This window comes from Arthrobacter sp. 2RAF6, assembly GCF_052115205.1.
Taxonomy (GTDB): domain Bacteria; phylum Actinomycetota; class Actinomycetes; order Actinomycetales; family Micrococcaceae; genus Arthrobacter.
Genome location: NZ_JBFRGF010000080.1, coordinates 1 through 2,863, shown reverse-complemented (window position 1 = coordinate 2,863; position 2,863 = coordinate 1). Strand labels below are relative to the sequence as shown.

2 protein-coding genes are annotated in these 2,863 nt (G+C 65.1%); both read left to right on the top strand.

Features of this window, described 5'->3' with window-relative positions; genetic code table 11:
* A partial coding sequence (locus AB4Z38_RS25475; protein WP_441432300.1) for a SpaH/EbpB family LPXTG-anchored major pilin occupies window positions 1-518 on the top strand: 518 nt, incomplete at its 5' end.
* A gap of 231 nt (window positions 519-749) precedes the next feature.
* Window positions 750-2,863, top strand: a 2,114-nt coding sequence (locus AB4Z38_RS25470; protein WP_441432299.1) for a DUF7933 domain-containing protein, incomplete at its 3' end; no start/stop codon positions are given.

The window sequence follows — 2,863 nt, the reverse complement described above, 5'->3', positions numbered from 1 at the left end:
TGGTCACGCCCCCGGTGGCGGTGACCAAGTGGGGCAACATCGTGCTGCACAAGCAGGATTCCCGGAGTTCGGCCGCCCTGGCCGGCGCCGTGTTCTCGGTCTACCCGAGCCGGGCCGATGCCCTGGCCGGCACCAACGCGATCAGCATCTCCGGTGCCGGCACCTGGACCACCGATGCCAGCGGGAACCTGGTGATCTCGGGCCTGCGTTACTCCAACTGGGCCAACGGGGCGACAGTGAACCCGGGCCAACCCGGCTACCAGTCCTACTGGCTGGTCGAGACTAAGGCCCCGACCGGGTACGCCCTGCTCGCCCAGCCGGTCGAAACCACGGTCACCAGCACCGACCCCTCCGCCGTGACCGTGACGATCGACAACGTCCTGGCCAACGCCGGATTCCAGCTGCCGCTCACCGGCGGCGTGGGAACCTGGGCCCTGACCGCCGGCGGGATCCTCGTCCTGGCAAGCGCAGGCCTGTTCACGCTCACCGGCCACCGGAAACGCAACCAGGCAAAATAGGCGGCTGCGGCGCCCGGAGTGTGACCCGGCCGATGTCACGCTCCGAAAATACTTTCCAACTTTCGCGTCACGATCCGCGAATTGCTCCCACTGTTTCAGTGGGTGGTCGTTTCTCCCCCAGTTCATTCAAAAATTGAACCTGTTTTCTGCGACACGAATCGCGGGAAGCGCGCACTTGATGGCTAGAGACCACCTGTGTGCCCGCTCCCGAAAGTGAAGCAAGAAAAGCCTATGAAGCAGTCCCTTCCAGCCAAGCTACTGGCAATTCTCCTCACAGCAACGATTGTCGGCCTTGGCTTGGGCAGCACCCTGCCTTCACCCGCATATGCGACGACGCCGGGAACCCCGGGGGTACCCCAGGCCGGTACGTCGGTTTACACCGAGGACTTCAGCAACCAGAACGCGACGTCGTCCGCCATCAACATCCTGAACTACACCGGTGGTGCGGCCGCCGCCAACATGACGTACACGGCGGACCCGCAGTACACGCCTGCCGGGAATCAGTGCAATGGGTGGATCCTCAACTCATTTACGCCGCAACCGTCATGGTCAGCCGACAGCGGATGTGCGAACAATGCGCCGTCAGCGTGGCAGAACCTTCAGCAGATTGCCGTGCAGCTCGGTTTGGCGCAAGGCCAGACCGCGGCACAGGCCGCCAGCAACCAGGCCCTTTCGGCGTTCACCAACTCCCCGACCGGCCAAATTGCCGCAGGCACCGAATTCAAGACGGCCAGTGCGAACGCAATTCCTGCCATTCCGGGGCATTACTACGCAGTCTCTGCCTATTTCGCCGCTATGAACTGTCCTGCGGCGGGCGGCGCAAATCAGCCGAAAGAGACGTTTTCCCTCATCGTGAACGGCAACCCGATTTTGCTGAGCTCCGGACTGAACCCGTGCACCGACCCTACGAATTGGGCGACTCAGGTGACGAAGCTGCAGTCAGCCGCTTATCAGATACCGACAGGGTCCACGCCATCGCTCGGCTTGTCACTGTATAACGCGACAGCAACCGGTAGCGGCAACGACGTGGCGTTCGACCTGCCCCAGATCGTCGATGTCACCCCTCAGTTGGACAAATCATTCTCGCCCGCGCTCATCGCCCCCGGCCAGACCTCCACCGTGACGCTGACCGTGACCAATACCAATGACTTGAATGCGAAGAACGACTGGAGCATCACCGATACGCTGCCCGCCGGCGTCGTGATCGCGCCGACTCCCGCGATCGGTGGCACGTGTGTCCAGCAGGGTGGTGCCGCTTTCGTCAGAACGGGAGTCGCCGGCTCGAACACCTTCACGGCCACGGGCGGTGATCTTGCCGTGGGGCAGGCATCCTGCACCATCACGTTCAACGTGACCGCCGCAGCGGAAGGGACGTATGTCAACGGCCCGGCCAACATCGTGACCAACCTCAACCCGCCGGCGAACGCCTCATTGACCGTCCGGGCGCCGCGGATCACCCTGACCAAGGCGCTCGGAGCCCCGCGCGGGGCGGCAACGGACCAGTTCACGATGCAGATCCGCACCGGCGGTGCGACGGGCACGGTGGTCAACAACCCCGCGAACTCGACCACGACAGGTACGGGATCGTCAGTAACTGCGGGAACCGGCACCACCGGCGCCTACGTGGCCACCGCCAGAACAACGTATACCCTGACCGAAGCGGCCGCCGGAACGGCGAACCTAGCGAACTACGCCGGCACCATCACGTGTACGGACTCGTTCGGCCTGCAGACGGGGTTGCCGAACGGCGCAACCTTCACCGGATCGCTGGCCATCACGCCGGTTGCCGGAGCCAACATCGCGTGTACCCTGTCCAACACCGCCCAGCCCATCATCAACGTCGCCAAGACTGCCGGCGCGGTTACCGGTCCTGACGCGAACGGCGCCTTTGTCGCGAACTACACTGTCACCGTCGCGAACACCGGTTCGGCGGCCGGGACTTACGGTGGACTGGCGGACACTCCGGCGTTCGCCCCGAACCTGGCTGTCACGGGGGCTTCCTGGAGAACGTCCGGGGCCGGGGCTCCTGCGGGCGGCTCGTCCCCGGCACCGGGTCCTTACGCGCTGGCACCGGCCGGTTCGGTCATCGGTGCGGGGGTCACGCAGACCTTCGATCTCGCGGTCACGTTCCGCTACACGAACACCAGCCAGCCGGCGGCGTGCGCCGGGCCGGGGACGGGCTTGTTCAACTCGGTCGCGCTGCCGGCGGGCCAGGAGCAGGGCCCGACGTCGGACAACACCGCCTGCGCGACCCTCACGCCCCATCTGGTGGCTTCCAAGGGCGTGGATCCGGGGGCCGGGACCATGGTCGGGCCCGGGCAGGTTCTGAGTTACTCGCTGGCGTT